The following is a 24,635-nucleotide window of genomic DNA, read 5'->3' as shown; positions in this document are numbered from 1 at the left end:
GCGCTGCCGGAGCGATCTGGCGCAAGCGCCGCCCATTAGGGCGGCGCGTTTAATCCAGGCGCAGCAAGTAGTGCAGGACCAGCGCGCCGCCGGAGCACAGCACCACCGCATTGACCATGCGCAGGAACTGCTCGCGCGACAAGCGCAGCGTGATCCTGCGCCCGGCCCACAGGCCCAGCGCCATCGCTGGCGCCAGCAGCAGCGCCAGCTTGATGATGGCCGCACCCGCATAGACTCCCGCCAGGGCAAATAGCACCAGCCGCGTCAGCGTACTCACGCCGATCAGCGTGGACTGCGTCATGCGCATGGCGTCCTTGCCCAGCCGGCCCGACAGGTAGATCGCATAGAGAAAGCCGCCGCTGCCGAACATGGCCGAGCACACGCCGCCGCCCAGGCCAAAGGGCAGCGCCGCGCGTGGCGTAAAGCCGGTGGGTCGCTTGCCGCCAAGCGCCCAGATCGCATACCCCATGGCGAACACCCCAAGCAGCAGCGGCAGCAGGTCCGACTGCAGCTTGAGCAGCAGTGCGGCACCTACCAGGCTGCCGGCCAGCATGCAGGGCAGCAACCGCCCAAGCTCTGCGCGGTCGGCGGCGCGGCCATCGCGCAGCAGGGCAAAGGCTGCGGCTGTGCAGTCCATCAGCGCCAGCAGCGGCACGATCTGGCTCACTGGCATCAGGTAAGCCAGAAGCGGCCCCGCTACCAGCGCGGTGCCGAAGCCCGCCATGCCGAAGATCACATAGGCGCCGGCGATCGCCACGCACATGGCGAGGTAGGCAGGCAGGGAAACATCGGGCAGCAGGGCGGTCAGGTCCACGGGCATTGGCATCAGGGTTGCGTGCCCCACAGCATAGGCACGCGCGCGTGCGCGGACCAATATCAAAGCGCCCCGCGATCCATCGCAAAGCGGCATGGCAGCGCGCTGGGCGCGGCGCGCGCGCCATGGCACACTTGCGCGCACGATCCAGGCCGATGTCAGCCCGTGCGTCCCATGAGCCCGCCCATTCAATGAGTCCGTCCCTCAAGCAGTTGCGCTACTTCGTTGAAATTGTCGATGCCGGCAGCTTCAGCCTGGCCGCGGAGCGGCTCTTTATCGCGCAGTCGGCGCTGAGCCGGCAGATCAAGGAGATGGAGGGCATGCTGCAGGTGGTGCTGCTGGTGCGCAAGCCGCGCCATGTAGAGACCACGCCGGCCGGCCGCGCTTTCCTGGAGGCGGCACGCCGCATCCTGGCCGAGCTGACCGAGGCCTCGGCGCAGGCGCGTCAGGTCGAGCGCGGCGAGCAAGGCACGGTGCGCCTGCTGCATTCCAGCTCGGTGCCGCTGACGCCGGCCTGCACGGCGGTGCTACGCGAGTACCAGGCAGAGCACCCCGGGATCCGTTTCGAGATCTCGCAGGCATCCAGCGAACAGCAGGCGATGGAGATCGAGGAGGGCCGCGCCGACCTGGGCCTGGCGCGCGAGCCGCTGCTGCGCCGGCTTCCCGGCGTCGAGGTGGACTCGCTCTATGAAGAGCGCCTGGTGCTGGCGGTATGTAGCGCGCATCCGCTCGCGCACGAGGAAAGCGTGGCGTTGGAGAGGTTGCGGGAAGAGCCCTTCGTGTCGCTGCCGCATCCGGACCGGGGCGGCCTGAGCCATCGCGTGGCGCAGTGCTGCCTGGAGCGCGGTTTCTATCCGCGCGCGGCGGCGGCGATCTCGCGCAAGCTGTCGCAGCTGGCGCTGGTGGAGGCAGGGTTTGGCGTGGCCTTGGTGCCGGCTTCGCTCAGTCGCCTGGCACCGCCGGGCGTGCGGTGCGTACCGCTGGCCGATGCCGGCGGTGATACGCGTTGTGATACGCGCGTGCTGCTGCTGTCGCGCCGCGACGCCGCGCCAGCCTCCGCGGCGCTGGCGCAGAGCCTGCGCGCGGCGCTGTCGCCTCGGTAGTCGCCTTGGTCGCCTTAGTGGCCTTAGTGGCCTTAGCAGCCTTAGTGCCCTAGTAGGCCAGCGAGGCCTGGACGTAGAACGTGCGCGGCATGCCCACGTACTTGCCCGCGTTGTTGTCGGTCGAGCGGGTGAAGTAGCGGCGGTCGAACAGGTTCTTCACGCCCACCGCGATCTTCAGGTTTTGCGCCGCCTTGCCGAAGTCGTAGCCCAGGCGCAGGTTCATCAGTGCATAGCCGGGGATATCGCCCAGCGCGCCGTTGGCGCTTTCCGCGGTCTGGTATTGCGCATTGGCGACTGCCGGGTCGCCCGGCGAGCGCTGCTTCGATTGCGCGAAGGCATCCACGTTCAGCATCCAGCGGTTGCGCAGGTAGCGCATGCCTAGCGTGGCGACGTGGCGCGAATAGAACGGCAGGTCGCGCCCGGCGAAGTTGCCCTGGTTGTAGGTGGCGTCGGTGAAGGTGTAGGTAGCGTAAGCCGAGAGTCCGGCGAGCGTCGGCGTCAGCTTGGCGAAGTCGTAGCGCAACGAGGATTCGACCCCGCGGTGCGTGGTCGCGCCAAGGTTGGTCCAGGCGTCCGGGCTGCCGCTGGTGCCGCCGCGCAGTTGCAGTTCGTCATCGAAGTCGATGTTGAACAGGGTCAGTTCGCCGCCCCAGCCATTGACGTTGTCGAAGTGCGTGCCGATCTCATAGGTCTTGGCCTTTTCCGGGGTCAGCCCGTTGGTGGTCTGCGCGATCTGGAAATACTGCAGCGGGCCAAAGGACACGCCAGCGTTGGCGAACAGCTTCCACTGGTCGGTCACGTGGTACATCACCGCCAGCGAGGGCAGCGGCTCCTCGGACTTCACGTCGTTGCGCAGCCTGGTGAGGTTGTCCGTGACGTAGGAGCGGATCATTTCGTAGCGCAGGCCCGGGGTGATGGTCCAGTTGCCCACGTTGATCGTGTCGTCGATGTACACCGCATTGGCGGTGGTGCCGCCGGTGCGTGACTGGTACAGCGTGGACGGCGCGTTGGGTGCGTCAAAGCCGGTGCCTGGCCGATAGAAGGCCGTGCGCGAGGCTTGCTCGTCGCTGGCCTCGCGCAGGAAGCGATAGCCCACGCCCACTTCGTGGCTCACGTTCTCGCCCCGGAACAGCTGCGAGTAGCGCGGCTCGACGGCGAAGGTGTGGTAGTTGCGCGGGTACGAGACCAGGCGACGCTGGTTGCCGGATTCGCTTTCGATATTGCTGCCGCGGAAGCTCTCGGTGTAGTAGGTCAGCACCTCGAACTTGCGGTTGTTGTCGTTGTGCGCGTACTTGAGCGTGATGTCCTTGCGGCGTCCGCTGAAGTTGTCGAAGGGGCGCACCGACTGGAATGGGTCGGCCGCGTACTGCGCCGAGGTCAGGCCGCCGGGCATGCCGGCGGTGGCATCGTAGTAGTGCAGGCTGCCGGTGAGCTCGTCCGCCGGCGTGATGCGGTAGGCGCCCTTGAGTATCAGGTCGTCGATGTTGACGTGGTCGTTGCTGGCCCGGTAGCCGTTGCCGTGCACGCCCGAGTACAGCAGCGCGCCGCCCAGCCCCTGCTCGTTGGTGCCGCCGATGAAAGCACTCGGAATGGTCTTCACGCCGCCGCCATGGCTGTAGATGTCGGACTCCACCGAGGCGCTTGCCGCGAAGGTCTTGGGGATCGGCCGCGTGACGAAGTTGATGATCCCACCCACGTTCTGCGGGCCATAGCGCACCGAGCCCGCGCCGCGCACCACGTCCACCGCTTCCAGGTTGCCCAGTGACACCGGGGCCATCGACAACTGCGGCTGGCCATAGGGCGCAACGGCCAGCGGCACGCCATCGAGCAGGATGGTGGAGCGCGGCGACAGGCGCGAGGCCAGCCCGCGCACGCCCACGTTCAGCGAAATGTCGCTGCCACCGGTGCCGTTGCTGTCCTGGACCTGCACGCCAGGTACCCGGCGCAGCACATCGCGCACATTGCTCGCGCCACTTTCCACCATGGTCTCGCGGTCGACGATGGTCCGCGCGCCGGGGTGCTCCAGCACCTTGGCCTCGTTCGGGCTCTCCAGCCAGTTGCCGACCACCGTGACGGCGTTAAGGGTGCTTTCGGCGCTGAAAGCACCTGGGGTTGGCGCGTCAGGGGCGGTTGCCGGCGCGGCCGCGGGCTGCGGGCCGGCCGCATGCACGCACAGGGTCAGGCAAAGCAGGGCAGCGCCGATGGCGGCGCTGGAGAGCTTGAAGGTGGGCTGCAAAATGGAATTCCTGGGAAGCGCTGGCGGGGATCCGTGCGTCCGCCGCATCGAGGGCTCGCATTATAAATGCGAATCATTATCGATTCCACTGTGTATGTCTTGCCTGTTGCGACAATGCATCATTGTTGATACATGGAACGGGGTGGAACGTGATGCATGCGCCTGCATGCACGCCGCGGCTCGGATAGAATTCGTGCCAGCTTTGCCCCGCCGCCCGTCCTGTCATCACCGCCATCCATGTCGACCCCTGCTTCCGTTCCGGCCCCCGAGCCGGACTCAGTCTTTCGCGACCCTTCATTTCGGCTGTTCTGGTTTGCTCGCCTATGCACCACCATCGGCTACCAGATCTTTACTGTGGCGGTAGGCTGGCAGATCTACGATCTCACCCGCGACCCGTTCATGCTTGGCATGGTGGGGCTGGTGCAGTTCCTGCCTTCGGTGATGCTGCTACTGATGTCCGGCCATGTGGCCGACCGCTTCGACCGGCGCCTGATCGTGCGCACCTGCCAGACGCTGGAAGCGCTGATCGCGGTGTCGATGGCGGTGGCGAGCTTGTCGGGCTGGATCACGCGCGATCACATCTTCGTGTTCGTGGCCCTGATCGGCGCCACCCGCGCCTTCGAGACGCCGACGTTGCAGGCGCTGCTGCCCAGCGTGGTCACGCCACGCATGTTTCCGCGCGCGGTGGCGCTGTCCAGCTCCGCCACGCAGACCGCCATCATCATCGGCCCCGCCCTGGGCGGTTTCGCCTACGTGGCCGGCCCGGGCGTCGTCTACGCCATCAGCGCCACGCTGTTCGCCGTGGCCGCTTGCCTGGTCACCGCGCTCAAGCTGCGCCAGGCCGCGCAGCGGCTGACCACGCCGGTCAGCATCGCTACGCTGTTTGCGGGGTTTTCGTATATCCGCGGCCGGCCTGTGCTGCTTGGCGCGATTTCGCTGGATCTCTTTGCCGTGCTGCTGGGCGGCGCCACCGCGTTGCTGCCCATCTACGCGCGCGACATCCTGCATACCGGCCCCTGGGGCCTGGGCCTGCTGCGCTCGTCGCCCGCCATCGGCGCGCTGGCGACCGCGCTGTGGCTCGCCCACCATCCGATGAATCGCCGCGTGGGCCGCGTGATGTTCGGCGCAGTGGCCGTTTTCGGTGTGGCGACGATGGTGTTCGGCATCTCGCACTGGCTGCCGCTGTCGATGGCGGCGCTGGTCATGCTTGGCGCCTCCGACATGATCAGCGTGGTGGTGCGCTCCACGCTGGTCCAGCTCGATACACCCGACGATATGCGCGGGCGCGTGGGCGCGGTCAATTCGGTCTTCATCGGCGCGTCCAACCAGCTTGGCGAGTTCGAGTCCGGCGTGACGGCCGCGCTGTTCGGGCCGGTTGGCGCGGTGCTGCTTGGCGGCATCGGCACGCTGGTGGTGGTGGCGGTATGGATGCGCCTGTTCCCCTCGCTAGCCGCGCGCGACCGCTTGCATGATCACCCCGTCACGGCCTGAAATAAGGTCCAAACCGGCCGGTCCGAGCACCGGCCGGGTGCGGCACCCGTTCTTCCTGCGCACCAAAGCGTACCCAATTCTGCGTGCTCCCACGCAGGGGTGCCGCACGATTCTCCCCTCATAGAAAGTACTCCCAAGCCTACTCGGGCGAAATTTTTTCATTCGGGGCCAGCCCTTGCCCACGCAGGGCTGGCGCCGATTCGCCCAGCTGTTCCCGCGCACCCGGGGGAAACCAATTCCCCTGTCATTTGTCCTGAAAGTATCGTCAATTTCAATCAAATGCCGGCAATCGTGTGACATCAAGTCAGGCCATCGCCGGCTCTGGCAGGCCGGACACCGCCAGTGACAGGAGAGTGACACAAACATGTGCGGCATTGCTGGAGAACTACGCTTTGATCGGGTCATGGCCGACCTGCACGCCGTTGCCGATATGAACCGCGATCAGGCCAGGCGTGGCCCCGACGCAGAGGGCCTGTTCGGCTTGGGCGCGCGCGTGTTCGGCCATCGCCGCACCGTGGCGGAGGTGCCGATGAGCGTGCTGTTGTCGGGCGGCACGGACTCCAGCCTGATCACCGGATTGCTCGCAGAAACGGGTACGCCCGACCTGCGCACCTACGCCTTCGGCTTCGAAACCGTGGGCGGCCACCACTGGTACTCGCCGCTGGCCGCGAACACGGATGCTGGCGGCGCCGTCATCACTCACCGGCGCGGCTTCTTCGACCGCAGCCGACTGCCGAGCGCTTTGTTGACCTGCTGTTCCCGTTCACGGCCTGATGCCACGTGATGCCACGCTCGTGCGTACCAACCTCTTCGCGACCAATAGCGTACCAACCTCTTCCTGAAATTCTTCGAACCGAACCATGAATCCGCCCGCATGCAGACACTGAAGATCGACCCGCTTTACCTCAAGACCACGCCGCAGGCGCCGCGCAAAATCGGCATACAGGTGGGCGATTTCGTCGCCTTCGATGCCAACCCCGAGATCGTCGACAACGGCCTTATCGTCTCGCGCCATCTCGACAACAAGGCGGAGTTGCCGCTGTGCTTGCCGCGCCTGTGCGACAAGCACGGCATTCCCAGCCATCGGGACGTGTTCCGCTTCTATCATTCCGACGCAGGCGCGGCGGTGAGTGCCGAGCACGATGTGCGTACCGCGTTGCTCTGTTTTGGCGCCGACGCCTCGCATGGCTACGAGCGCACACGCATGTCCGTGCCGGCGCCCCTTGCGGAATGGCTCACCGTCTATATTCAGAGCGGGCCGACCTTCCCGGAGGACCGCCAGCGCCGCATCGGCTCGGTGGCCGGCTTCTCGCACCAGCTCGATCCGGGCCAGCTTGCGCGCAGCGAAACGCCGCTGCCGGACGCCGGAGGACCGGCGCACCGCCGCCGCAACGACGATGCATCCTGAGCCGCGCATGTCCAGCTTTTCCACACTGATCGCCGGAGTCGAATCCATGAACCTGAACTTCATCGAGCCCCACAAGCTGGAAGCAGCCTGGGCGTACCTGCTGCAACTGGTGGTGCAGCAAGGCCTGAACTGCATCGCCGCCATGCTGATCCTGATCCTGGGCTGGTGGCTCTCCGGGCGCGCCCGCGCCGCGGTGCTGCGCGCGTTTGACCGCCCGCGCGTGGACGCCACCTTGCGCCCGATGCTGGCCAGCGTCACGCAGTGGATCGTGCGCGTGATCACGGTGGTGCTGGTGCTGTCGCAATTTGGCGTGCAGACCGCCAGCATCATCGCCATGCTCGGCGCCGCCGGCCTGGCCATCGGACTGGCGTTGCAGGGCACGCTGCAGAACATTGCCGCGGGCATCATGCTGGTCCTGCTGCGGCCGTTTCGCGTGGGCCAGTACATCGATGCGCAGGGCGTGGCCGGCACGGTGCGCGAGACGGGTTTGTTCATGACCGAGCTGACCACCTTCGACGGGGTTTGCCTGCGCGTGCCCAACGGCAAGATCTGGGGCAGCGCCATCACCAACTACAGCGAGAATCCCACCCGCCGGCTCGATATCGAAGTCACCATCACCTTTGGCGCCGACATCCAGGCCGCACTCGATGCGCTGCGCGCCATGCTTGCGGCTGAGGCGCGCATCCTGGCGGACCCGGCCTCCGAGGCCATGGTGATCAACTACGCTGCGCAGGGCGTGACGCTCAACGTGCGTTGCTGGGTTGCCGCCGGGGATTACTGGAACGTGCGCTTCGCTTTCTACCACCGCATCAAGCTGGTGCTCGAAGCTGCCGGTTGCGCCATCGCCGTGCCGGTGCAGGAGTGGCGCGTGTCCGAGGACGCGCAAGCGGCCGCGCCCGTCGCGCCGAGTCCCTCGCATCGCCTGAGCTGACGAACCAACCTCTTCGGATCCCGCCGCAGCGGTGCGCAAGCACCCAGGCGGCGATCCTGTCTGGTGGCGAGCGCTTGCGCCGCCATTGGCCAATCCATTTCTCTCGTCCCTTTGGGTTCTTCACCGGCATCCGCGTTTCGTTGCGCCACGCGGCGGAACACGGCATGCCTTCAATCTCTGGAATTGGATTTGCTGTCTGCACACAAGCTCGAACTGAACCCCATCGCCCGGAAGCCATTCAGCTTGCGCAAAGTCTCTCCCGCAAACAAAGGCGTCTCGCTCTGTGCGCCGCGCGCAAGCCTCGCGCGGTGCCTGCCTGCGCTGGCCTGCGCCGCCGTGCTTGCTCCCGCCGCGCCGGCGGCGCATGCGCAGGGCGGCCTCACGCTGTATGGGTTTGCCGACGTCGGCATCTTCCGCCCCGCGCCCGGCCAGCCCATTCAGCTCGGCACCATGCAGCGCAGCTTCATCGGCCTGCGCGGCAGCGAGACCCTAGCCCCCGGCTGGGCCGCCACCCTGAACCTGCAAACGCGCTTCGACATGGGCAATGGCCGGCTCGAAGCCAGCGGCGCCACGCCGTATTTCCAGGGCGAATCCACTATTGGCATCCAGTCGCCCTACGGCGATCTGCGCGTTGGCCGTGCGCTGACGCCGATGTGGCAATACGACTGGCAGTACGACAGCTGGGACAATTTCAATCGCGTGAGTTCCGTGGCGTGGTACGTGTACCACCCGTCCTATCGCACCGATCCGTATCACAATGGCCCCGCGGGCGAATACTCGCGCCTGAACAACGGCGTGTTCTACGACTCGCCGAAATGGGGCGGGATGCACGTGCACGTATCCGCCGGCGTGGAGAAGAACGAAACGCCGGACGCCGCCGGCAACCGGGACCGCACGCGGCCGCTGGCGGCCTCGCTCAACTACGATGCCGGGCCCTGGTCGGCCATGCTGACGGCGGAGCGCAATTCGGCTGATGACAACACGTGGTTCGCGGGGCTGGCCTACGCGTTCACCAAGGTGCGGCTGATGGCCTCGTACAGCCAGACCCGTCTAAGCGCCGCGAGCCAAGCCTTCCTCGGCGACGCCAGCGCCAGGCGCAGCGCCGCCACGCTTGGCGTGAACTGGCGCGTGGGCGCCTATACGCTGAAGCTCTCGGGCGCGCGCGATTTCCAGGGCTATGGCACGGCGGGCGGGACCGACTACGTCACCAGCGGCGTGGACTATGCGCTATCGAAGCGCACCACGCTGTATGGCGCGGTGTCGTATCGCCACAGTCGCTACGCAGCTGGCGGCACCGGGTTCGGTGCCGGCATCAGCCATGGCTTCTAAGCCGCGCACAAGCTACCTCCCGTCAGCCTTCCTCGGCAAACAGCGAGCAGGCCCCCGCCTCCGCCGTGCTCACATGACGCCGGAAATTGGCGAACAGGTCGCGTCCCACGCCGTGCCGGTTGGCTGAGAGGTCGGGCGGCGTCACCGAGCGCGCGGCCCATTGCGCTTCGGGCACCAGCACCGTGAGCACGCCCGCATGCGCGTCCACGCGCATGGGGTCGCCATCGCGCACACGGGCGATGCCGCCACCACTCAATGCCTCGGGGCACACATGGATGGCGGCAGGCACCTTGCCCGACGCGCCGGACATGCGTCCGTCCGTCACCAGCGCCACGTGGAAGCCGCGGTCTTGCAGCACGGTCAGCGTGGGTGTGAGCTTGTGCAGTTCCGGCATGCCGCAGGCGGCTGGCCCTTGCCATGGCAGCACCGCGATAAAGTCACGCTCCAGCTCGCCGCGCTTGAACGCTTCGATCAGCGCGTCTTGCGTGTGGAACACCATTGCCGGGGCTTGCACGATGTGGTGCTCGGGCTTGACCGCCGAGATCTTCAGCACGGCGCGGCCGATATTGCCGTCGAGCAGCTTGATGCCGCCTTCCGGCGCGAATGGCTGGCCGGCGGCGCGCACGATGGTGTCGTCCAGCGGCGCTTCGGGCCCGTCGATCCAGGTGAGCTGGCCATCGCGCAGCACCGGCTCGCGCGTGTAGTCGGCCAGGCCCTTGCCGACCACGGTGGTCACGTTGTCGTGCAGCAGGCCAAGCTGCAGCAAGCCGCGAATCACCAGCCCGAGTCCGCCGGCGGCCTGGAACTGGTTCACATCCGCGCTGCCGTTCGGATACACGCGCGCCAGCAGCGGTACCACTTCCGATAGCTCGGCAAAATCGTCCCAGCCCAGCACGATGCCCGCAGTGCGCGCCATTGCCACCAGGTGCAACGTATGGTTGGTGGAGCCGCCAGTGGCCAGCAGGCCGACGATGCCATTGACGAAGGCGCGCTCGTCGAGCACGTCCGCCACCGGCGTATAGCGATCGCCGCCATGCACAAGGCGTAGCGCCTGACGCGCGGATTCGCGCGTGAGGGCTTCACGCAGCGGCGTGTTGGGATTGACGAAGGCAGTGCCGGGCAGGTGCAGGCCCATGATCTCCATCAGCATCTGGTTGGAGTTGGCGGTGCCGTAGAAGGTGCAGGTGCCCGGGCCGTGATACGACTGGCTCTCTGCCTCCAGCAACTCCGCGCGGCTGAGCTTGCCCTCGGCATAGCGCTGGCGCACGCGCGCCTTTTCCTCGTTGCCGATGCCGGTGGTCATGGGGCCGCCTGGCACGAAGATGGCGGGCAGGTGGCCGAACGACAGCGCGCCCATCACCAGCCCCGGCACGATCTTGTCGCACACGCCGAGGTACAGCGCGGCGTCGAACATCTGGTGCGACAGCGCCACCGCGGTGGATAGCGCGATCACGTCACGCGAGAACAGCGAGAGATCCATGCCGTCCTGGCCCTGCGTCACGCCATCGCACATGGCGGGCGTGCCGCCGGCGAATTGCGCGGTGCCGCCCGCCTCCAGCGCGGCTTCCTTGAGCCATTGTGGATACTCCGCCAGGGGCTGGTGCGCCGACAGCATGTCGTTGTAGGAGGAGACGATGGCGAGGTTGGGGCGCTCCTGCGCTTTCAGGCGGATCTTGGCCTGCTCAGGCATGGCCGCCACGGCGTGCGCCAGGTTGGTACACGAGAGCTGCGCGCGCTCCACCTTCTGTCCCGCCATGGCGCGGGTGCGATCCATGTAGGTCTGGCGGGTGGCGGCGCTGCGCGCGACGATGCGGGCGGTGACCCGTTCCAGGACTGGGTGACTTGGCATGGGGATCTCCTGCGTGGGTGCCTTTTTTAGCCTAGTGCACTTTGGGGAGGGGCGCACGGTTGGTGCGCGGTTGGTGCGTGCTTGGCGCCAGTATGAGCCGCTGCACGTTTTCTCCACAAGTGCTAGACTCCGCCGCATTCTCTGGAGTTCAAACGACATGAAGCAAGCAGCGCAACGCCCCGCCATCGCAGCGTTTGCCGCGGCACCTCACGGTGAACGCGTGCTGCTGGCTATTCACGTCTAGTCTTCCGAGCGTCCCGCCCGGAAGGCTGCAAGGCCAGTTCCGGGAACGACGAAACCGATCATCGCCAACCCCGGACGGCCCGCAGGCCCGCCGGGGTTTTGTTTTTTTGTTTCGCCACCATCTGACACGCCATGCGTACCTACGACAAGTTGATTGCCACGATTCAAACCGGCCAAGGGAACGGGGGCTTGCGCTCGTCCCTTGGTGCGGTAACGGCGTCGTCTGGCGTAGTCACCGAGACCATTGCGTGCCGCATGCGGCATGCTGGCGCCGCCTCGCAAGCGATCCCATAGCCTCCTGGCTGCACATGCAGTCCGGGAGGCCTCGTAGATCGCCTCCCAGGGACCACAAACACCCTGGCAGGCACGCACCCCGCCAGGGTGTTTGCATTCAGGCAGCCCATCATGGAAAGCAGAAACGAAAGCAGGAAGGAAAGCAGGAATCTCAGGAACATCGGCATCATTGCCCACGTGGACGCGGGCAAGACCACCACGTCGGAACGCATCCTGTTCTACACCGGTGCCAGCCACCGGCTGGGCGAGGTGCATGACGGCGCCGCCACCATGGATTTCGATCCACAGGAGCAGGCGCGCGGCATCACCATCAACAGCGCGGCCACCACCGTGTTCTGGCGCGGACACCAGATCAACCTGATCGATACCCCGGGCCACATCGATTTCAACATCGAGGTGAACCGCTCGTTGCGCGTGCTCGACGGCGCCGTGGTGGTGTTCGACGGCGTGGCCGGCGTGGAGCCGCAGACGGAGACCAACTGGCGCCTGGCGGACCACTACCGCGTGCCGCGCCTGGCTTTCATCAACAAGCTGGATCGCACCGGCGCGGATTTCCTGCGCGTGGTCGCCATGATCGAGGAACGCCTCGGCGTGGTGCCGCTCGTGCTGCAGTTGCCGATCGGCCGCGAAGGCGATTTCCACGGCGTGGTCGATCTCGTCACCATGCAGGCCCTGCTATGGCAAGACAGCGCGGGCGGCACGGGCTACGCGACCGATGCCGTGCCGCAGGCGCTGGCGGAGCAGGCCGCGGCTTGGCGCCAGCGTTTGCTGGAAACGCTGGCCGAGCAGGACGATACCTTGCTGGAAGACTACCTGGCGGGCCGCGAGCCAGCCAGTGACGCCTTGCGCGCAGCCATCCGGCGCGTGACCATCAGCGGCGCCGTGGTGCCCGTGCTGGCGGGTTCCGCCTTCAAGAACAAGGGCGTGGAGCCTTTGCTCGATGCCGTGACAGCGTACCTGCCTGCACCTGGCGAAGCGGGCCGTCATGCAGTGAGCGCGCACGCGGACCAGCCGCTGGTGGCGCTTGCCTTCAAGGTCGTGCACGACGCGCACGGCACGCTGACGTTCGTGCGGGTGTATCGCGGACGGCTCGCTGCCGGCAACACCGTGCTCAACGCGGGCAATGCCAAGCGCGAGCGGGTGGCAAGGCTGTACGAGATGCACGCGGACCGCAAGCAGGAACTGCGGGTCGCCGTGGCCGGCGATATTGTGGCGATAGCGGGCCTCAAGGCCACCATCACCGGCGACACGCTGACGGATCCCGCGCACCCCATGGTGCTGGAGACGATCGACGCGCCCGAGCCGGTGATCGACGTGGCCATCGAGCCGAAGAGCCAGTCCGACCAGGCCGGCTTGTCGCGCGGCCTGCAAGTGCTGCTGCAGGAAGATCCGAGCCTGCGCCTGCGCCAGGATCCGGAGAGCGGGCAGACGTTGCTGTCCGGCATGGGCGAGCTGCAGCTGGAGGTCACGCTGGAGAAGCTGCGCACGCGCTTTCATGTGGAGGTCACAGTAGGCCGCCCGCAGGTGGCGTATCGCGAAACGCTGACCCGCGCCGCCGACGCGCGCTACCTGCATCGCAAGCAAAGCGGTGGCCCGGGACAGTACGCGGAAGTGGTGCTGCGCTTCGAGCCGCTGGCGCGTGGCGAGGGCGTCCGGTTCGAGAGCCGCATCAGCGGTGGCGCGGTGCCGCGCGAGTTCGTGCCGGCGGTGGAGGCCGGCATCCGGCGCGCGGCCGCGCAGGGCGTGCTCGCGGGCTACCCGGTGGTGGATGTCCAGGCCATCTTGCTGGACGGCAGTTATCACGAGCGCGACTCCTCGGCCCTGGCCTTCGAGACCGCGGCCGCGTCCGCCTTCCGCGAAGCCGCGCGGCAGGCTGCGCCCGTAGTGCTGGAGCCGGTGATGTGCATGGAAGTGGTGACGCCCGCCGATCATGTGGGCGACGTCATCGGCGATATCCACCGGCGCCGGGGCATGGTGCGCGGGCAATCGCAACGCGGTGGCGGCAACACCACGGTGGTGGAGGCGCATGTGCCGCTGGCCAGCCTGTTCGGCTACATCGGCAGCCTGCGCGCGCTGACCTCGGGCCGCGCCAGCTTTGCCATGCAGCTCGATCACTATGCCGCGGCACCAGCCGCGGCGGTGGTGGAGATGGCTGGCTGAGTCTGACGGCAGCTGCAATCGGGCGGGCGCCGCGTGGGTGCCCGCCCCTTGGCCACCGGCGCGGCATCATCCGCCGGGGCGCACAGGCTCGCTCAGATGTCGACGATCACCAGCGTGCCGTGGCTGCCGGGCAGCACGGCATGGGGGATGCCGGCAAGGGCGAGGTACATCTGCCCGGGCTCGACGACAACCGTGCCGGCTTCGCCTTGCACTTGCAACATGAGCCGTCCGCTCACCACGAGCAGGCCTTCGTTGTAGTCGTGCGTCTCCGCTTCATACGCTTGTTCATCCATGCGCAGAACCTTGATGCGGGCGGGGCCGACCTGGCCCAAGACTGTGGACTTCCATGCGCTGGGCAGCGCGGCGGCAAGGTCGTCAAGCTGAATCAGCGGCACTGGTGTGGCTCCGGGTTGGTTTAGACGCGCTTCGGGATATCCAGGCCCTTTGCCACCGCGGGACGCGCCAGGAAGGCTTCGAGCGCGCGCGTGACGTGGGGGAAGTCCTGGATGCCGACCAACTCGCCGGCCTCGTAGAACCCGATCAGGTTGCGCACCCAGGGGAAGGTCGCGATGTCGGCAATGGTGTAGGTGTCGCCCATGATCCAGGCGCGGTCCGCGAGGCGTCCGTTGAGCACGGCCAGCAGGCGCTTGGCTTCCGCGACATAGCGGTCGCGCGGGCGCTTGTCCTCGTATTCCTTGCCGGCGAACTTGTTGAAGAATCCCAGTTGCCCGAACATCGGCCCGATGCCCCCCATCTGGAACATCAGCCACTGGATGGTCTCGTAGCGGCCGGCGGGATCTTGCGGGATGAACTTGCCGCTCTTGTCGGCGAGATAGAGCAGGATCGCGCCGGATTCGAACAGGGCCAGCGGCTGGTCGCCGGGGCCGTTCGGGTCGAGGATGGCGGGAATCTTGTTGTTGGGGCTGATCGAGAGGAATTCCGGCGTGTACTGGTCATTGGTGTCGAAGCGCACCAGGTGCGGTTCGTACGGCAGGCCGGTTTCCTCGAGCATGATCGAGACCTTGACGCCATTGGGCGTGGGCAGCGAATAGAGCTGGATTCGCTCCGGGCGCAAGGCGGGCCACTTATTGGTAACGAGGAAGGCGGAAAGATTGGTCATGGAAATCCGTAGGAATGGATGGGCTGGGGCAATGGTTGGCCTTGGCGGCCGAAGAGGATGGCCGTGCCGGGGTTCGCCGCGGGGCTTGCCCGGTCAAGCGCCGGGTCACTTCGGCTTGTCGTCGCCGTCGGGAGGGCTGACGCCGGCGGCGACCAGGCAATCGCGCAGGTGCTTGATCTCCTGCTTGGCGCAGACATTGCCATGGTGCGGGTGATGAAGGTAGAACTCATACTCGTTGAGCACCACCCTGAAGCGGGCGCCCTGGATCGGCTCGACCTTCGCGCCGAGTTGTTGCAGCAGCGACTCCACCTCGCGCCAGTGGATGTTGTTGCTGAGCGGGTGACTGAAGATCGACTGCAGGAGGCTGCGGGATTTGTGGCTCATGGCGCGGTCGGGCTTCTTCGGCGGCAATAGCCGTAGCATACAAGAGCGGGTGGGTTGGCGCTTGCTGCACCCGCGAGAGGCCTTCCGTGCCTGTCGTACCTTAGTCCTTGCCCAGTGCCAGGTAGGCACGCGGCGTGGTGCCGGTGTAACGGCGGAACAGGGCAATGAAGCTGCTGACGCTGGCGTAGCCCAGGCCGAGCGCGACCGTAGTGACGCTTTCGCCTGCCACCAGCCGCTCCATGGCCGCCAGCATGCGCAACTGCTGTCGCCATTGCGCCAGACTCCAGCCGGTGTCGGCCTGAAAGTGGCGGGTGAGCGTGCGGCGGGCCATGCCGATGCGCGCCGCCCAACCATCCAGGCCGGTGTTGTCGTCCGGGCTGGCCAGCAAGGCGGTGGCCATGCGCAGCAGGCGCGGCTCCTGGGGCATGGGCAGGAACAGTGTTTGCGCCGGCTGGCGGATGAAGTCATCGGCAAAGACCGCCAGGTAGTGCTCGCGCACCGCCCCGGACGGCGGCTCGGCTTGCGCCAGCGTGTCGAGCAGCGCGGCCAGCAGCGGCGACAGGCGTACCACTTTGAGGGTTTCCGGCATGGCGGCGCGGCTCCATGCCTCGTTGAAATACAGGCTCATTCCGGTCATCGCGCCATGGATGCGCGCACCGTGCGATGTATACGGCGGCACCCAGCCGATGCAGCCGGTTGGCATCAGCCAGCGCCCGCCACCGGCCTCGATGCTGACCACGCCGGACTTCACGGTGAACAGCTGGCCCTCGGCATGCGCATGCGGCACCTGTTCCCGGGCGGCTTCATGCGCGATCGGCCGGATTTCTCGTAGCGACATCGGTTTGGCCCGTTTCGAATATAAGTTGGCATTCTATCGTTAGATGGCAACGCGGCAACTGCCTAGACTGGCTGCTCCAACCCAGCCAGGAGCGATGCATCGTGAATGCCAACGTCAACACCAACATCAACACCAACATCAACACTCAGCCCCTTTCCGAACGTCTCGGCCAGCCCGTGGTGGCTGTGCTCGATAGCCTGAGCACCTTGCTTGCCCAGCAAGGCCGGCGGCTGCGCACGCAGCAGCCACGCAGCGCCCCCGCTGACTTCCAGGCCCTGCGGGCGGCGTTCGACCAGCACAGCGGCGCCGTCGGCTCGGCGCTGAAAAGGGCCTTGCTGGAGCGCTGGCCGCAGATCCCGTTCTCCGACCAGGAACTGGAGAGCGGCGAGCAGCAGGCACCGGAGCATGCCGACGCTTACTGGGTTTGCGACCCCATCGATGGTGCCCTGCACTACTTGAGCGGCATGCCGGGCTGGACCATTGCGCTGTGCCTGGTGGTAGAGGGGGTGCCTGCACTGGCGCTGGTGCATGACCCGGCCACCGGGCGGACGTATCGGGCGGTGGCCGGCCAGGGCGCTGATTGCGACGGGGCGCCATTGCGGGCCAATGCGCGTGGAGATCTGGCCTCGGCGCTGATCTCCACGGCGCATCCCAACTGGCCAGGGCAGGTGCGTAGCGATACCGCGGCCTTTCTGGATCGCTTTGGCCGTTTGTTGCCGCAGGTGTTTGGGCAGCGCGTATACGGTCCCACATCGTTGTTGCTGGCGCTGGTTGCCGGTGGCGCGTTAGATGGCTACTGGGAGTGCGGGCAGGACTACTACGACTGGTTGCCAGGCGCGTTGCTGGTAACCGAGGCGGGTGGTGTGGTGACCGCGCTGGATGGCAAGCCGTTTACCTGGGGGTGCCAGGGGATCGTGGCTGCCGGGCCGGCCATGCATGGTGGGCTGCGTTCGGCGCTGGCGGCACAGGGCTGATTCCATGGCCATTGCGTCCCGGTTCAGCTACGCAGAAACGGGTACGCTTTGTCGAGCCGGGGCGTGTTTGGCCCGTTCCCGTTCCCGTCCCCGTTCCCGTTCCCGTTCCCGTTCCCGTTCCCGTTCCCGTTCCCGATGCCTGCCTAGCCGGAGAAATTGCCGTGGCGGCCGGCACCCCCGACAAAGCGGGCGGCGCCCGGGATGCCCTCCTCGAACACGATCGGCGTGCCGTTGGCGCCTTCGGCCCGCAGTGCGTCGGCTAGCGGCAGGTCCCATTGCCCGTAGGCGGAGGCCCGGTCCGCCAGCATGCAGCGCTGCGGGAAGGCGGCGAGCGCATGCGCCAGCGCCTCGGCCGCGGCGCGGGCCTGGCCTGGCTCGACCACGCGGTTGGCCAGCCCCATGGCGAGCGCTTCCTCGGCGGGCACCGGGCGGCCGGTCAGGATCATGTCGAGCGCGCGGCCCATGCCGACGATGCGCGGCAAGCGCACCGTGCCGCCGTCGATCAGCGGTATGCCCCAGCGCCGGCAGAACACGCCGAAGACCGCATCGCGCTCCGCCACGCGCAGGTCCGCCAGCAGCGCCAGCTCGAGCCCGCCCGCTACCGCATAGCCGCTGACCGCGGCCACCAGCGGCTTGGACAGCGCCATCCGGCTCGGGCCCATCGGGCCCGAGCCACCGCCTTGTGGATCCAGTTCGTGACGGCGCGCCGGGTCGCTCACCGCCGACAGGTCGGCGCCGCCGCAGAAATGGCCGCCCGCGCCCCACAGCACGGCCACGCGCAGCGCCGGGTCGGATTCGAACCGGGTGAATGCCTCGCGCAGCGCCAGCGCCATCGGGCCGTCCACGGCGTTGCGCTTGTCGGCGCGGTCCAGAATGATGGTGAGGACCGGGCCGGACGTTTCGGTCCTGACATACTGGTTGGGCTGACTGGGCTTACTATCCATGCTCGTATCCTCGGTGCCTGCGCCTGGCAAGGGTGAATTGTACGAATCGGGTACTTTCTAGGTGTTTTTCCACATGCATAAATATTTCGCAGAATGATATATTTATGCCAAGAAAAGAAATATTTCTGGTTTACCCTTCGCGGCATCCTTTACCGCCCACGTTGCTCCCGCTTTCGACCCATGCATGAAATAGAAATCCGCGAGCCCTCGGCGACCGACCTGGTCCTGGACCTGCTCTACGGCCATCCAGAGCGTACCCTGCCGGTGCAGGCGCTGGCGCGCGGCGCTGAGGTGATGGGCATCGGCACGCCTAGCGTGCGGGTGGCGCTGACGCGCCTGCAGCGCCAGGGCCGCATCGTCAAGACGGAGCGCGGCTGCTACGCGGTGTTGCCGGAAGGCAACCCGGTCTACGATGAGGTCGAGCACTGGTTTGAAAAAGAGAGCCGGCTGGGGCACTGGGCCGGCGACTGGCTGGTGGTGCAGGACGCCGCCGTGGCGCGCAGCGAGAAGACCGCCTGGCGCCACCATGCGCGCGCGCTGTCGTTGTCCGGCTTTCGGGTGCTGGCCGCCGGCATCAACGTGCGCCCGGACAATCTCGCGGGCGGTGCCCCGGCCATGCGCGCCGCGCTGTCCCGCCTCGGGATGGCCAGCGCCGGCCTGCTATTCGTGGGCCGCGAGTTCGATGCCGATGCCGCCGCGCGCATGCCCCAGTTGTGGGACGTGCCGGCACTGCAATCCGCCTATCGCCGCGCGCTGGCGCAACTTGAGCGCAGCCGGGCCAAGCTGGCGCGCATGGCGCCGGATGCCGGCGCGCGCGAAGCCATGCTGGTGGGCCGTGCCATCATCCGCGCCATCGTGCGCGATCCGCTATTGCCCGAGGCCATCATGGACCCGGCGCCCCGCCGCGCCCTGATCGAGGCCACGCGCGCCTACCAGCTCCAGGCTCGCGGCCTGTGGGTGGATCTGCTGGCCGGCTAGTGCGCGCAGGCGGCAAATCTCGGGTTCCGCGCCGGGTGGCGCAAGCGTTCCACGCCTCGCCAAGCGGCAGCGACTCAACTAAACTGGCCGGAACTTATGCGGCGCACCGCGGCACTCAGTAAAGTGACGCGCGCTGGTGTTCCTGGAACCCCGCAGGCCCCGCCGGGCTCTTGCGCCGCACCCACGTTGGCCAAGACAAGGAGTACAGGGTGAGCATGCCCGATTTCGACATGGTGCTGTTCGGCGGCACCGGGGACCTGGCGCGGCGCAAGCTGCTGCCGGCGCTGTTCGATGCACACCGCGCGGGTTTGCTTCATCCCAACGCCCGCATTCTTGCCACCGGCAGCCATCCCCTTTCCACCGAAGACTACGTCGGCTCGCTGGAGCAGAGCGTGCGGCCGGGTCTTGAGCATGCACCGCCCGAAGCCTGGGCCACCTTCCTTGCGCGCATCAGCTATGTGCAGGCCGACGCCCGCGTGCCCGAGCACTTCGACGCGCTGGCGGCCAAGGTGCTGCAGCGCTCGCCAGAGGTGGTGGTGTGCTATCTCGCCACCGGGCCGCATATCTTTGTCCCCATCTGCGAGCAGCTCGCGCGCACCGGGCTCAATCATCCCAATGTCCGCATCGTCCTGGAGAAGCCGCTCGGGCACGACCTGCATTCGTCCGATGCGATCAACTCGGCCGTGGCGCAGTACTTCGCCGAAGACCAGATCTACCGGATTGACCACTACCTGGGCAAGGAGTCGGTGCAGAACCTGATGGCGATCCGTTTCGGCAACGCGCTGTTCGAGCCGCTGTGGCGCCGCGAATGGGTGCAGGACGTGCAGATCACCATCGCCGAGGAGCTTGGCGTGGAAACGCGCGGCGAGTTCTACGACAACACCGGCGCGCTGCGCGACATGGTGCAGAACCACCTGCTGCAACTGCTGTGCATGGTGGCGATGGAGCCGCCCTCCAGCCTGTCCGAGGATGCGATCCGCGACGAAAAGATCAAGATCCTCAAGGCGCTCAAGCCCATCACGCCGCAGGACGTGGCCGAGAAAACCGTGCGCGGGCAGTACCGGGCCGGCGCCGTGGGCGGCAAACCGGTGGTGGGCTACCTCGACGAGAAGGGCATCGCGCCCGACAGCCATACCGAGACCTTTGTCGCCATCAAGGCCGAGATCGCCAACTGGCGCTGGTCCGGCGTGCCGTTCTACCTGCGCACCGGCAAGCGCATGCAGTCGCGCGTGGCGGAGATCGTCATCCACTTCCGCGATGTGCCACATGCCATCTTCCCGCGCCCGCTGACCTTGTCGCCGCAGAACCGGCTGGTGATCCGGCTGCAACCGGAGGAAAGCATCCGCCTGTATTTCCTGGTCAAGCAGCCCGGCGATACGGTGGCGCTCACGGGCACCTCGCTCGACCTGGACTTCGCCAACTCCTTCAAGGTGCGCCGCGCGGGCGCCTACGAGCGCTTGCTGCTCGATGTCATTCGCGGCCGCCTCGGATTGTTCGTGCGGCGCGACGAACAGGCGCAGGCCTGGCGCTGGGTCGAGCCCATCATCGATACGTGGGCAGGCAGCACCGTGCCGCCCAAGGCGTATACCGCCGGCACGTGGGGCCCGGCTTCCTCGTCCGCACTGATGTCGCGCGACGGCTCGCTCTGGCACGAAGAGGTGTGAGCCGCGCCCGTTGATCATTGATAGACCCTCATTCGAACAGGAGACACTGCCCATGCGACGCTACGAACATACCTCCGAGGCGGACCTGGCCGAAGCAATGGCGATCTCGGTAGCCCACGCGCTGGAGATCGCCATCGGCGTGAACGGCTGGGCGGTGCTGGCGGTGTCCGGCGGCCGCTCGCCGGTGGCGATGTTCGAGCGCCTGCGCCATCGCACCATCCGCTGGGACGCGGTCACCATCACGCTGGTCGACGAGCGCGTGGTGCCACCCGACCATGACGACAGCAATGGCGCGCTGGTGCGCCGCCACCTGCTGCGCGAGGCGGCTGGCAAGGCGGCCTTCGTGCCGCTGGTGGCCGACGCCGCCGAAGCGGCCGACCCGGCCAGCGCGGTGGCCCGGCTGAACGCGGCCTGGCGCCAGCCCGACGTGATCGTGCTGGGCATGGGTGAGGATGGCCACACCGCCTCGCTGTTTCCCGAGGCGCCCGAGTTGCAGCAGGCTCTTGCCGAGCCGCAGCCGGGCTATATGGTGACGCATCCGCGCGAGGCGCCGCACGCGCGCATCACGCTGAACCTGGCGGCGCTACTGGCCGCCGAGCGCGTCTTCCTGTCGTTCGCGGGACCCGTCAAGACAGCCGTGTTCGCACGCGCCTGCAAGGGACCCATCCCGGCGCTGCCCATCAGCCTGGTGCTGAGCCGGCACCGGCATGGCACCGATGTCTTCTCGGCTTGATGCCATGCAGAACTTTCCACGCCTGCTGGGCGATGTCGGCGGCACCAATGTGCGCTTTGCGCTGGAAACCGCGCCGCAGCGCATCGGCCCGGTGACCGCGCTCAAAGTGGCCGATTTCCCCTCGCTCGAGGCTGCCATGCAGCATTACCTCGGCGGCTTGCCGGCCGGTAGCGCCAGGCCGCGCCACGCGGCCGTTGGCCTCGCCAACCCGGTGACCGGCGATCGCGTCAAGCTGACCAATCACGCCTGGGCGTTTTCCATCTCGCAGATGCAGCGCTCGCTGGGCCTGGACCTGCTGCTGGCCATCAACGATTTCACCGCGTTGGCACTGGGTTTGCCACACCTTGGCGCGCAGGACCTGACGCTGATGCGCCAGGGCGTGGCCGTGGCCGGTGCGCCGCTCGCGCTGGTGGGCCCGGGCACCGGGCTGGGCGTGTCCGGGCTGGTGCCCGCGCGCTCCGGGCCGGCCGTGGCGCTGGCCGGCGAGGGCGGCCATATCGAGCTGATGCCGGAGACCGAAGACGAATGGATCGCGTGGCGCGCGGCCCGCCAGGCCTTCGGCCGTGTCTCCGCCGAGCGTCTTTTGTCGGGCATGGGGCTGTCGCTGATACATGCCGCGTTGCACGCAGAAACGGGTACGCCCCTGGCGCGCCAGCTCGAGCCGGCAGAGGTAACCGAAGGCGCGATCCACCGGCACGACCCGCTCTGCGAGCGCGCGCTTGCCGTGTTTTGCGGCTTGCTGGGTTCCGTGGCGGCTGATATTGCGCTGGTACTGGGTGCGCGTGGCGGTGTTTACCTGGGTGGCGGCATCGTGCCGCGCTTCGTGCCCGCGCTGCGCAACTCCGCGTTCAACGCGCGCTTTACCGCCAAGGGGCGGCTGAGCGCGTACCTGGAAAGCCTGCCGGTTTACGTCATCAACGCGCAATACCCGGCGCTGCCCGGACTGGCGCAGGCGCTGGACGAAGCGATCACGCATGGCGTCGACGGCGATGGCGATGGCGATGGTGCCAGCCAAGCCAACCCGGCCAACCAACCTAACCCTGCCTGATCCGGACCTGACCATGCGAGTGTTGCTGGTGGAAGACGACGCCATGATCGGCGATAGCGTGAAGCTGGCACTGCGCCAGGAAGGCTTCGCGGTGGACTGGGTGCAGGACGGCGAGGCTGGCCTGGCCGCGGCCACCCAGTCGGGCGGCCCCGAGGGCGAGGCCTGCTATGCGCTGATCCTGCTCGACCTGGGCCTGCCGCGCCGCTCCGGGCTGGAGGTGCTCGCCGCGCTGCGCGCGCGTGGCGTGAATACGCCGGTGCTGATCCTGACCGCGCGCGACGCCGTGGCCGATCGCGTGGCGGGGCTGAACGCCGGCGCCGACGACTACCTCGTCAAGCCCTTCGACCTGCAGGAACTGGCCGCGCGCATGCACGCGCTGGTGCGCCGCGCCGAAGGCCGGGCGGAGCCGCTGCTGCGCTACGGCGGCATCGTGATCAATCCCGTGACCCGCGAGGCCACCCTTGACGGTGAGGCGGTGCGTTTGTCGGCGCGCGAGTTCGGCTTGCTCTCGGCGCTGCTGGCGCGGCCCGGCAAGGTGTGGTCGGTGGCGCAGCTGGAGGAGCGCTTGTACGGCTGGGGCGATGAAGTGGGCAGCAACACGGTGGAAGTCTACATCCACGCGCTGCGCAAGAAATTCGGCGCGGGGCTGATCCGCAATATCCGTGGCGTGGGCTATGTGGTGCCCAAGCTCGAAGCCGGGGGCGCGGGCTGATGCGTTCCATCCAGAGAACCCTGCTGTGGTGGCTTGCCCTGGGCCTGCTGGCCGGCATCGCCATTGCCACTGCGCTGATCTACGGGCAGGCCCGGCAGGAAGCCAACGCACTGTTCGACTACCAGATGAAGCAGGTGGCCGCCGCGCTGCCCAGCCAGTTTGCCGATCCGGTGATGCCGCCGTTCGTTGCGCAGCAGTCGCCCGGCGCGCCGGGCTCGCCTAGCGACAGCCTGTTCCATGCCGATGAAGACGTCGTGATCCATATCTGGGATGGCTCCGGCCGCAGCCTGTATCTGTCGCACGCGCATCCCGCGTTGCCGCCGCGCGCCGAGCTGGGATTTTCCAACGTCAAGACCGCGCAGGGCGAATGGCGGATCTACAGCGTGCAGCTCGGGCTCGGCGTGGTGCAGATTGCCCAGCCGATGTCGGCGCGCAGCGAGGTAGCCGCGCGCATGGCGCTGCGCACCGTGGCGCCCCTGCTATTGCTGCTGCCGCTGATCGGCTGGCTGGTGTGGGTGGCCGTGGGACGTGGCCTGCGGCCCTTGCGCGAGATCGCCGCCGGGGTGCGCCAGCGTGACGCCAACGCCCTGGCCCCGCTGGCGGTCAGCAGCATGCCGGACGAGATCGCGCCGTTGACCGAGGCGCTCAACCAGCTACTGGCGCGGTTGTCCCACGCCATCGATACCCAGCGCGCCTTCGTGGCTGACGCCGCGCACGCGCTGCGCACGCCGCTGGCCGCGCTGCAGTTGCAGGCCCAGCTGGTGGAGCGCGCCGATACGGCCGAGGAGCGGCAGGAGGCCGTGGGCAAGCTGCGCCAGGGGCTGGAGCGGCTCACGCACATGGTGGCCCAGTTGCTCACGCTGGCGCGCCAGGAGCCCGGCGCGGCAGCGCCCCCGCATGAGCCGGTGGACCTGCGCGCGCTGGCGCAAAGCGTGGTGGCGGAGATGACCCAGGCCGCGCTCGACCGCCACATCGACCTGGGGCTCGACGCCGCGGCCGGGCCGGCCATGGTGCGCGGCGACGTCGATGCGCTGCGCATCCTGTTGACCAACCTGGTCGACAATGCGCTGCGCTATGTGCCGGCAGGCGGCAGGGTCGATGTGCTGGTTGGCCGGGGACGGGCCATGACGGGCGGAGGAGAATCGGATACGCAGAGCGCGGAACTGATCGTGCAGGACGACGGGCCGGGAATTCCCGCCGCCGAGCGCGCGCGCGTGTTCGACCGCTTCTACCGGGTGCCGGAAGCGCCCACCGGGGGCAGCGGGCTGGGCCTGGCCATCGTGGCGGAGATCGCGCAATCGCACGGCGCGCGCGTCTCGCTGGAAGACGCCGCGCCCGGGCTGCGCGTGCGGGTGGCGTTTCCCGTCGCCTGAGCGCGCGGC

The 24,635-nt window shown here is 67.6% G+C and carries 22 protein-coding genes; 14 read left to right on the top strand and 8 right to left on the bottom strand.

Annotated features, from left to right (window positions below; all coding sequences use genetic code 11):
• Positions 1-49 precede the first annotated feature (49 nt).
• Positions 50-826, bottom strand: coding sequence for a sulfite exporter TauE/SafE family protein (locus AC1RQC_RS14640; RefSeq protein WP_492811121.1), 777 nt, complete (start codon positions 824-826; stop codon positions 50-52).
• 179 nt (positions 827-1,005) lie between these two features.
• On the opposite strand from AC1RQC_RS14640, the gene AC1RQC_RS14635 reads away from it, so the two are divergent.
• A complete protein-coding gene (locus AC1RQC_RS14635; protein ID WP_492371918.1) occupies positions 1,006-1,917 on the top strand; it encodes a LysR family transcriptional regulator in 912 nt (303 codons plus the stop codon).
• Positions 1,918-1,966: 49 nt separating this feature from the next.
• On the opposite strand, the gene AC1RQC_RS14630 is transcribed toward AC1RQC_RS14635, so the two are convergent.
• Entirely contained in the window at positions 1,967-4,153 is a 2,187-nt protein-coding gene (locus AC1RQC_RS14630; protein ID WP_492371919.1) for a TonB-dependent receptor family protein, read from the bottom strand.
• A gap of 237 nt (positions 4,154-4,390) precedes the next feature.
• On the opposite strand from AC1RQC_RS14630, the gene AC1RQC_RS14625 reads away from it, so the two are divergent.
• The 5 genes from AC1RQC_RS14625 to AC1RQC_RS14605 all read left to right on the top strand — a co-directional run bounded on the left by AC1RQC_RS14625 (position 4,391) and on the right by AC1RQC_RS14605 (position 9,312).
• A complete protein-coding gene (locus AC1RQC_RS14625) occupies positions 4,391-5,644 on the top strand; it encodes an MFS transporter (RefSeq protein ID WP_492371920.1) in 1,254 nt (417 codons plus the stop codon).
• A gap of 403 nt (positions 5,645-6,047) precedes the next feature.
• Positions 6,048-6,428, top strand: a complete 381-nt coding sequence (locus AC1RQC_RS14620; protein WP_492371921.1) for an asparagine synthase-related protein — start codon at positions 6,048-6,050, stop codon at positions 6,426-6,428.
• A 90-nt stretch (positions 6,429-6,518) separates the two neighbouring features.
• Positions 6,519-7,052, top strand: a complete 534-nt coding sequence (locus AC1RQC_RS14615) for a hypothetical protein (RefSeq protein WP_492371922.1) — start codon at positions 6,519-6,521, stop codon at positions 7,050-7,052.
• A 46-nt stretch (positions 7,053-7,098) separates the two neighbouring features.
• Positions 7,099-7,983 (top strand): mechanosensitive ion channel family protein, encoded by an 885-nt coding sequence (locus tag AC1RQC_RS14610; protein WP_492371956.1) that lies wholly within the window; start codon positions 7,099-7,101, stop codon positions 7,981-7,983.
• Between the two features lie 189 nt (positions 7,984-8,172).
• Complete coding sequence (locus AC1RQC_RS14605; RefSeq protein WP_492371923.1) at positions 8,173-9,312, top strand: porin; 1,140 nt, start codon at positions 8,173-8,175, stop codon at positions 9,310-9,312.
• A 22-nt stretch (positions 9,313-9,334) separates the two neighbouring features.
• Here the strand turns inward: AC1RQC_RS14605 and edd are convergent, their stop codons facing one another.
• Positions 9,335-11,161, bottom strand: coding sequence for a phosphogluconate dehydratase (edd, locus tag AC1RQC_RS14600; RefSeq protein ID WP_492829986.1), 1,827 nt, complete (start codon positions 11,159-11,161; stop codon positions 9,335-9,337).
• Between the two features lie 648 nt (positions 11,162-11,809).
• On the opposite strand from edd, the gene fusA reads away from it, so the two are divergent.
• Positions 11,810-13,858: an elongation factor G gene (gene fusA, locus AC1RQC_RS14595; RefSeq protein WP_492883794.1), complete on the top strand. Its 2,049-nt coding sequence runs from the start codon at positions 11,810-11,812 to the stop codon at positions 13,856-13,858.
• 92 nt (positions 13,859-13,950) lie between these two features.
• Here the strand turns inward: fusA and AC1RQC_RS14590 are convergent, their stop codons facing one another.
• The 4 genes from AC1RQC_RS14590 to AC1RQC_RS14575 form a co-directional block, all read right to left on the bottom strand.
• The gene (locus tag AC1RQC_RS14590) at positions 13,951-14,253 is read right to left on the bottom strand and encodes a cupin domain-containing protein (RefSeq protein WP_492371926.1); all 303 of its coding nucleotides are present in this window, start codon (positions 14,251-14,253) and stop codon (positions 13,951-13,953) included.
• Positions 14,254-14,273: 20 nt separating this feature from the next.
• Positions 14,274-14,978, bottom strand: a complete 705-nt coding sequence (locus tag AC1RQC_RS14585) for a glutathione S-transferase N-terminal domain-containing protein (protein ID WP_150989243.1) — start codon at positions 14,976-14,978, stop codon at positions 14,274-14,276.
• A 105-nt stretch (positions 14,979-15,083) separates the two neighbouring features.
• Positions 15,084-15,362, bottom strand: a complete 279-nt coding sequence (locus AC1RQC_RS14580; RefSeq protein ID WP_174425730.1) for a type II toxin-antitoxin system HicA family toxin — start codon at positions 15,360-15,362, stop codon at positions 15,084-15,086.
• A 100-nt stretch (positions 15,363-15,462) separates the two neighbouring features.
• The gene (locus tag AC1RQC_RS14575; RefSeq protein ID WP_492829982.1) at positions 15,463-16,200 is read right to left on the bottom strand and encodes a helix-turn-helix domain-containing protein; all 738 of its coding nucleotides are present in this window, start codon (positions 16,198-16,200) and stop codon (positions 15,463-15,465) included.
• Positions 16,201-16,301: 101 nt separating this feature from the next.
• Here AC1RQC_RS14575 and AC1RQC_RS14570 point away from each other — a divergent pair, with 101 nt between their 5' ends.
• Positions 16,302-17,174: an inositol monophosphatase family protein gene (locus AC1RQC_RS14570; protein ID WP_492883793.1), complete on the top strand. Its 873-nt coding sequence runs from the start codon at positions 16,302-16,304 to the stop codon at positions 17,172-17,174.
• Positions 17,175-17,317: 143 nt separating this feature from the next.
• On the opposite strand, the gene AC1RQC_RS14565 is transcribed toward AC1RQC_RS14570, so the two are convergent.
• Positions 17,318-18,118, bottom strand: a complete 801-nt coding sequence (locus AC1RQC_RS14565) for a crotonase/enoyl-CoA hydratase family protein (RefSeq protein WP_492883791.1) — start codon at positions 18,116-18,118, stop codon at positions 17,318-17,320.
• 180 nt (positions 18,119-18,298) lie between these two features.
• Between AC1RQC_RS14565 and AC1RQC_RS14560 the strand changes: the two genes are divergently transcribed.
• From AC1RQC_RS14560 to AC1RQC_RS14535, 6 genes are all read left to right on the top strand, one after another.
• On the top strand, positions 18,299-19,096 hold the full coding sequence (locus AC1RQC_RS14560; RefSeq protein WP_492811105.1) for a PaaX family transcriptional regulator: 798 nt from the start codon (positions 18,299-18,301) through the stop codon (positions 19,094-19,096).
• A 215-nt stretch (positions 19,097-19,311) separates the two neighbouring features.
• Positions 19,312-20,760 (top strand): glucose-6-phosphate dehydrogenase, encoded by a 1,449-nt coding sequence (gene zwf, locus AC1RQC_RS14555; RefSeq protein ID WP_492371957.1) that lies wholly within the window; start codon positions 19,312-19,314, stop codon positions 20,758-20,760.
• A 52-nt stretch (positions 20,761-20,812) separates the two neighbouring features.
• Entirely contained in the window at positions 20,813-21,493 is a 681-nt protein-coding gene (pgl, locus tag AC1RQC_RS14550) for a 6-phosphogluconolactonase (protein ID WP_492371931.1), read from the top strand.
• Positions 21,477-22,541 carry a glucokinase gene (locus AC1RQC_RS14545; protein ID WP_492883789.1) on the top strand — a complete coding sequence of 355 codons (1,065 nt, stop codon included), beginning with the start codon at positions 21,477-21,479 and terminating at the stop codon, positions 22,539-22,541. Before pgl ends, AC1RQC_RS14545 begins: the two co-directional genes overlap by 17 nt.
• 13 nt (positions 22,542-22,554) lie before the next feature.
• Positions 22,555-23,253 carry a response regulator transcription factor gene (locus AC1RQC_RS14540; protein WP_174425788.1) on the top strand — a complete coding sequence of 233 codons (699 nt, stop codon included), beginning with the start codon at positions 22,555-22,557 and terminating at the stop codon, positions 23,251-23,253.
• Positions 23,253-24,626 (top strand): ATP-binding protein, encoded by a 1,374-nt coding sequence (locus tag AC1RQC_RS14535; protein ID WP_492371933.1) that lies wholly within the window; start codon positions 23,253-23,255, stop codon positions 24,624-24,626. The genes AC1RQC_RS14540 and AC1RQC_RS14535 overlap by 1 nt, the downstream gene beginning before the upstream one ends.
• Positions 24,627-24,635: the final 9 nt, after the last annotated feature.

The sequence above is a fragment of the Cupriavidus sp. GW822-FHT03E04 genome, from assembly GCF_058801495.1.
Note: the sequence above shows the minus strand (reverse complement) of the source record. Positions and strands in the feature narration are given on the sequence as shown.